Raw genomic sequence first — 7,021 nt, 5'->3', positions numbered from 1 at the left:
GATTAATGCTACAAATGGACGGCAGCACACATCGCTGGTTCGGCGATAAGAAATCGTGTTTAATCGCCATGATTGATGATGCTAATAGCGATATTCATGTGACGTTGTCACCTCATCACACATTGATAAGGTCATGTGTAAGGAGTGAAGGCTCAACAAATCATGGTTTGTTTTCTATGCCCTGGTATTCGCTGGGGCGATTCCCCGACTTGTAACACTCTTTGTTACTGGTGCACACCTTCCATTCTCCATAATAATAAAAGGTTCGGTCTAATTGAAACATATCACCTTTTCTTTAGCTTCGTTAAACCTGGCTTACGATACCCGCCATTTCCCAAGGTGTCTTAGTCACTACTTTCATCAGTCGAGAAGTTCGCAGCAGTTGTAAAAATACTGCAATCTACTAACGCTTCTGCGCGTGGGTCCCCTTTTCGCTTTCTACATGTCTTTGCTCTTTCCCAGCCGTCATTAAAAGCAACCTCAATGAGCAGTTTCACTCTATTTCTGTCATTGGGGTTTAATCTAAGCATGAATTCTTCCAAAAACAGGTTTTTGGAGGCAGGTAATGCATCAGAAATCTGTTCTTTTACCGCTCTAACTTCACTGTCGGCACTGACGTTGTAATGCTTTGAGAATAGGAGTTCAAAAACCTCATCATAGTTGCTGGCATTCAATTCAGCTTTTGCCATATCAATGATTGTTTTGGTTTGGGGGCTCACATCTATGGTGTCAGTGCGTTTGATACCGCGGTGCTTATAAGCCCGATAGCGATTTTGAAATTGCTTAATTGAGGCCTGGGGTAACCACGCTCGCATAGCCGAATATAGGGCTTTTGGGGCCAGTGTTTGCCATTCTTTTATTGTTACACTGTCAGCATTTACTAGGGCTTCTTTGTCTTTCAGATACGTTGATTCGGGGATGGAAGATAAAAATTTTAATAGGTGATTGGCTAGATAGTCAGACCACAACTCTTGCTCTTTTTGTGCTTTGAACATGGTGAAAGATTGTTCAAATTCACCTAGCTTTTGAGGCTTAATATGTTTTCTCAACGCGATGAAGCCCATGCTTTTTCCTAACGCTAAAACATCACGCTCGAGCTTGTCTATATTTACGTTGGTAACCTTATCCTTTTCCTGTAAGGTTGATAAGAACGTATTTAATTGCGCATGTAGAAATTGTCGCCAAAGGCTCTGGTCAGGCATTGTTCACCCCTTCTTCTTCTTGTCTCTCATATTACCTTAAAAACTACAAAGAATAAAAGCGTTACTAGTAACGCTATCTGTATGACGTATCACTGTGCTAGGAATAAAATATAAACAAAGCGTTACTAGTAACGCAAAAGAGATTTCTTGATCTGCCCTCTCCCCTGCTCTATTATTCAATATAAATCAAATTATCTTAAATTATAAAAAGCACCTATTTATGAGCGCAATGTTAATTCATGTAGAAAATGTACCGATGGCGATCGCTGAATCAGATCGCGATCGCGTAATTGGAAACTTACGTGAGTTAAAAGACGATGTATGGGAATTAAAGTCAGAAAATACGAAACGCGCTTATCAGTATGACTTTAATCAGTACCTAGGGTTTTGCAAAGATAATGCATTACCGGCGATGGCCAGTGATGTCAATGTGACTAAAACAACATGTCGTGCCTATCTGGACTACTTGATGTCGACCAAACTGAAGCATCATTCAATACGTCGAAAAATTGCGTCAGTGCGCTATTTCATTGGTGTAAGCGAATTACCGGACCCGTGGAAACAGTCAAAACTCTTTGCCGAATACACCAACCATAAGATAAATCAAAAGCCCAGTCGTCAGTCTCAAGCCGCGCCTATGCGCCTTGAAATTATTGACGCCATCAATGCAAAACTCGATACGGATCCGCTGATTGGGTTACGTGACGCCGTCATCTTTAATACGGCGATAGACACGATATTCCGAGCATCCAATTTGTTAGCTATTGAGATCCATCACATCGATTTTGCTAAACAACGGATCTTTGCGCCTCGCTCCAAGACCGATAAATCAGGTAAAGGCCAGTACGGCTATATCTCAACAACCACTATCAATCTTATCGACAAATGGCTCACAAGAACGGGCATTGCGGATGGCCCCTTATTGAGAAAATTATCACCCAAGCAAACGGTACAAGATAACGCGATGCAATACCATGCACTCTTGGCCAGATATAAGAATTTAGCGGCAACACTCAATTTAGAATTCAAACCAAGCTGCCATAGTACCCGGGTCGGTGGGGTGGTAACCATGTTTGAACGAGGTATCTCATTAGATCAAATTCAAAAGGCCGGCGGGTGGACAAGTTCAGCTATGCCGATGCATTACGGTGAAGAGTTTGATGTCACAAAGACTGGGATGGCCAATGTACGATAAGACAACAGACGGATTGAAAAATGCTGTCCAAACAACTCACTGGTGACACAAACGGCTGCGCTTTCAAGCGCGGTTATTGCGCTGTTTCAAAATCGTGCTAATTTGGTTATTAATGCATGATAGCGCTAGTAAAATTCCCCATAAGGAAAAATAGAAAAAAATCTGTTTTATCACGAAAAAACCAGTGCTGACAGAGGTTTATATTTTATATTCGTTATTCTTACATAATACCCGTTCAATCGGTGTTCACGTCATTAAGCAAGGGTATACAAAGATGTTTGTAACGTACTGACGGGTATAAAAAAATCATTTACGAAGGTAAAACTAGTGTTTTCTTTACAACAGTGAAAAACACAAACCTATTAGTAATTTACGGGCTGTGTTCATATTTCGCTTTCAGTCATTTATACAATCGTCATTAACTAACTCTGTGAGACCGACAATGAATGCTATACCGAATCAGGCGCTAGACAATGACGATGGAGTTGCACTTCATGGGGTGACCCTCGAACATGTTATCGTCGAAATTGATTCACTGAAATCAGAATTCGCTGACATTGAAGCCACGCTTTACGAACAACTCCAGCTTGATGGCCAGTTAAAACCGATTGATGCGCCTTCTTTGCATAGGGCTACGGTGTGTGTTGAGACGGCGTCACACCACTTAAATAGCTATGCCGTTACCTCCGATGTAAAAGTGGCAGTGGTGGCCATGCTGTTGCTAGACATTGAGCTTCAATATCGCCATTTCTCATCGATATGTCCTCGCATATTGGGGAAAAAAGCCTCAGACATTGGCTATCGCGATATCTTTGTTAAATTCTTTGACCTCATTGCGCGTGAATTGGCGCGCTATGACAAGCAATCCGGTCGGGCAGCAGATTCTTCTTTCTCTGAACTCAGTGTTCTGGAGAAACATATACAAGAAGAAGTCGTAAAAGCCATTGCCCCAGTGAACAGCATAATTCAGTTAATTCTAAATGATTACGCGCTTTTATCGTCAATCTCCGGCGTTACGAAGCGGGCGCATAATAAAGACAGGCAACGCTACTTTAAAGTAGCTAAAAAAAACCGTGACGGTTACATCAGTCGTTTTAAAGCGAGCATCGCTGCTGCGTGGCAACAAGTGTCTGCGTTAAGCGAAGAGCTTATCGAACTCAAAGCAGCAAAGAAGACTCAGATCATGGCGCTCAACAAAGAGCTTAAAAAAACGCGCGAGAAAGCTCTTCAATTTCGAAGTGTGCCTAACCCGATGAGTGAGCTTTTAGGGATAGACATTGAAGTGAATAAAGACGAAGAAATCGCGTCATTGTCGAAAAAAGTAGACAGCTTAGAGGCCGTCAATATGGAGCTCCAACGGGAAAATATCCGATTAAAGAAATTGCTGTCTACTTCAGGGTTATGAGCTAGACACTATAACAGTGTCAGGTTAAGTGGCGACTAATCCACTTAAGTTGTGTGACTCATAGATCTCAATGCTTCAATCATTGTATTTTGTATCCAAATCTGCTGTTTCAGTTGTTAAGCAAATTTCTAGCTCATCAAAACACATTTTTCCGCTACATCGATTAAACTGTGTCAAACAATTTAATCCCTCAAAATCGTCTTTCTTCGACTCATCGACAAGCTGGTTTAAGCCTAGTGCCATAGCACCACAGCATAGTAAAATAATTACAATTAGAATTATTGGGTATAAAGATTTGTAATCAGCATCAAGTTTATTGTAGTCCTTTAGAAAGCCGCCAAAAATGTCGTATTCCAGATTGCGGAACTGTCCCCACTTGTTTGCCCAGAAAAAGAGGTATACCGAAAACGCTATGGCCATTGCAGCTAGGAAAATGTACAAACTATATTTTGCACTAGTTATCTGGTCACCCATGATCCAAGTACCAAATTTCCCACTGAAGACAGCTATAATAAACGCAGCTAGAGCAGTAAATAATTGCATAAAAACTTTGAACGAATCGTGAACTTTGTCGAGGGTAAAATGAATATGATGACTAGTGTTCGCGTAGCGTTGCTTATTTAGTTCAACCCAATAGGCCAGTATAATTTTCTCAGAGTCAGTATAAGTTTGAGGGGCTTCTGAATCTTTATGTACTTCTGAGCCTTCAATCTTATTTTTGATGCTTTCAAGGGTTTCAGCGGACAGTATATCAAGCTGGTTATTCAACCACTCAATACCTGCTTTTCTTTTTGCTTCGTTAGATATTTCTTCACCCGCTTTCATAAGAATTCCTTTTGTTTATGAACTTGTTTGGTGTGATTTGAAGTGATGATAGTACAATAATTAAACACTAAATGCTTTTTTATTTGGTGTGGTCGAAATTTTTAATGTCTTATTAGCATTCGAAAAGGCTGTAAAAAAAGTATCGAAACTGCTAGCTTTATATGCCTTTATATTTAAAATATATAATTATAAGTTAAAGGTGAAAAAGGTTATAAAGCAATGGACAGATGGCACTACCCTCGGCACAAACTGTGTGACTACATACTGCAAGGTATGCAACAAGGGCTTCTTGAGAGGGTTACTTTTTTTGCACCTCGCAAGCGTGGCAAAACACAGTTTATCACGCGTGACGTTATTCCTGCCTGCGACAAGATTGATGTGTTACCCATATACATAGACTTCTGGTCAGACAAAGACTCGCCCCAGAATGCCTTTATTGATGCCGTCACGACCACGCTTGAATCACGTCGGAATTTGTTTTCGAAAATCCTGGCAAAGCTTAAGTTCACACCTGCTGTTTCATCGTCGGGCGTAACAGTTAAAGCGGAAGCAAATGCCATGAGTTCACAGCGTCCTACCCTGCATTCGGTTTTTGATGCGCTTAATACCCATGACACGCCTATTCTATTATTGCTTGATGAGGTTCAGCATCTTGCGACGTCTGCTGACTATGCAAGCTTTACCGCGGCCTTACGAAGCTTCATGACAGCGCGAAGTGATAACAAGATAAAGGCCATTTTCACCGGATCATCACAGGAAGGGCTTAATAAGCTATTTAAAAACACCAAAGCGCCATTTTACGATGCAAGCCAGACTATTCCTTTCCCGCAACTGGATAGAGATTTCGTCATTCACCAGCTGGGGGTTTTTAAATCTGTTACCGGTGGACGTCAACTCGATGAGGAAACAGCTTTCTCAATTTTTACGCAACAACAGTTTCATCCAGCGCGGTTCTCTGAAATGCTTAAATTCATGGCGCTTGAAGGGATATATGATATACAAGTCGGTTTTAATGAGCATGACCAGCGTTACTTATTAAATGAGCGCAGTGAATTTGCTAAGTCCATTGAGCAACTGAATCCACTCGATAAAGTGCTACTTAAATTACTGGCCAAGGACTGGGACAAAGGACTGTACACGGATGAAACGAAAAGAGTGCTTGAATCTGAATTGGGTAAGCGCCCCAGTAATCCACTGATTGGCGCAGCGCTGACGCGCTTGGCTGAGCAGGACCTTATTTATAATGAATCTCGGGGAGTCTGGCTGGTGGCCGACCCTTCACTCAAATCATTTATGTCGGAAAAGTAGCAGAGCCCTTTTTCATCAGTATCATTGAACAAAACATATCGACGAAGTAGTCTTCGTCCGCTAAAAACAAAAGTGAAAGATTTACACCATGAGTACCTCTATGCAAATCAATCAGGACGATATCAATAAAGCCGTATGGGCGGCTTGTGACACGTTCCGTGGCGTTATCAGTGCCGATACCTATAAAGACTTCATTCTTACCATGCTTTTTTTAAAATATATTTCGGACGTGTATAAGGATGACTATAACCGTTTAGTACAGCAATACGGGGATAACCCTGAACTCATTCATGCCATGATGTCAAAACAACGTTTTGTGTTACCTGAAGGCGCAAGCTTTTGGGACTTGTATGAAAAACGTTATGAGCCCGGTAACGGTGAGCGTATCGACAAAGCATTACATGCCATTGAAGAAGCGAACGGCAGTAAGCTTAAAAACGTCTTCCAAGACATCAGTTTCAATACAGACCGCTTAGGTCAAGAAAAACAAAAAAATGACTTACTGCGTCATCTACTCGAAGACTTTGGTAAGGACATATTAAACCTAAGCACAGAGCGCGTGGGCAGCCTTGATATCATCGGTAATGCCTATGAATACCTTATCAAACACTTTGCCGCTGGCAGTGGCGCCACCGCTGGTGAGTACTACACGCCCCCTGAGGTCTCGACGCTTCTTGCAACTGTTTTAGAGCCCGTTGAAGGCGATGATATTTGCGACCCTTGCACAGGGAGTGGTTCATTGCTTTTAAAATGTGGTGCTATGGTGCGCAAAAATTCAGGTTCAAAAAAATACGCACTGTACGGACAAGAAGCCATTGGCTCTACATGGGCATTGGCTAAGATGAACATGTTCCTACATGGCGAGGACAACCATAAAATTGAATGGGGCGATACTATTCGTAACCCACTGCTGTTAGATAAAGACGGCAAAGGTTTATTACATTTTGATGTAGTCACCGCTAATCCTCCTTTTTCTTTGGATAAGTGGGGGTTCTAGGGATTTTCCCCTCTAAAAAGACATAATCCTCTGTAGACCACACCAATAAATGGCTGCGGAGGTGGTTTACTTTCAGCTTGGAGCCTAAT

6 protein-coding genes and 1 pseudogene are annotated in these 7,021 nt (G+C 41.7%); 5 read left to right on the top strand and 2 right to left on the bottom strand.

The window, feature by feature from the left end; translation table 11 throughout:
* Positions 1-215: hypothetical protein (locus BIZ39_RS22065; RefSeq protein WP_222936711.1), on the top strand; the 215-nt coding region annotated here is incomplete at its 5' end.
* A 129-nt stretch (positions 216-344) separates the two neighbouring features.
* Here the strand turns inward: BIZ39_RS22065 and BIZ39_RS19615 are convergent.
* Entirely contained in the window at positions 345-1,202 is an 858-nt protein-coding gene (locus tag BIZ39_RS19615; RefSeq protein WP_187447809.1) for a hypothetical protein, read from the bottom strand.
* A gap of 220 nt (positions 1,203-1,422) precedes the next feature.
* Between BIZ39_RS19615 and BIZ39_RS19610 the strand changes: the two genes are divergently transcribed.
* Together BIZ39_RS19610 and BIZ39_RS19605 are read left to right on the top strand one after the other, a co-directional pair.
* A complete protein-coding gene (locus tag BIZ39_RS19610) occupies positions 1,423-2,397 on the top strand; it encodes a tyrosine-type recombinase/integrase (RefSeq protein WP_061487031.1) in 975 nt (324 codons plus the stop codon).
* 442 nt (positions 2,398-2,839) lie between these two features.
* Complete coding sequence (locus BIZ39_RS19605; RefSeq protein ID WP_187447808.1) at positions 2,840-3,802, top strand: hypothetical protein; 963 nt, start codon at positions 2,840-2,842, stop codon at positions 3,800-3,802.
* Positions 3,803-3,877: 75 nt separating this feature from the next.
* On the opposite strand, the gene BIZ39_RS19600 is transcribed toward BIZ39_RS19605, so the two are convergent.
* Positions 3,878-4,627 (bottom strand): hypothetical protein, encoded by a 750-nt coding sequence (locus BIZ39_RS19600; protein ID WP_187447807.1) that lies wholly within the window; start codon positions 4,625-4,627, stop codon positions 3,878-3,880.
* 219 nt (positions 4,628-4,846) lie between these two features.
* On the opposite strand from BIZ39_RS19600, the gene BIZ39_RS19595 reads away from it, so the two are divergent.
* Both BIZ39_RS19595 and BIZ39_RS19590 read left to right on the top strand, forming a co-directional pair.
* Positions 4,847-5,935, top strand: a complete 1,089-nt coding sequence (locus tag BIZ39_RS19595) for a hypothetical protein (RefSeq protein WP_187447806.1) — start codon at positions 4,847-4,849, stop codon at positions 5,933-5,935.
* Positions 5,936-6,023: 88 nt separating this feature from the next.
* Positions 6,024-6,926: pseudogene (locus BIZ39_RS19590) on the top strand (N-6 DNA methylase); the annotation flags it as partial.
* Positions 6,927-7,021: the final 95 nt, after the last annotated feature.

The sequence above is a fragment of the Alteromonas sp. BZK5 genome, assembly GCF_014349115.1.
GTDB classification, from domain to species: Bacteria; Pseudomonadota; Gammaproteobacteria; order Enterobacterales; family Alteromonadaceae; genus Alteromonas; species Alteromonas macleodii.
This window is presented reverse-complemented; position numbering and strand designations above follow the sequence as displayed.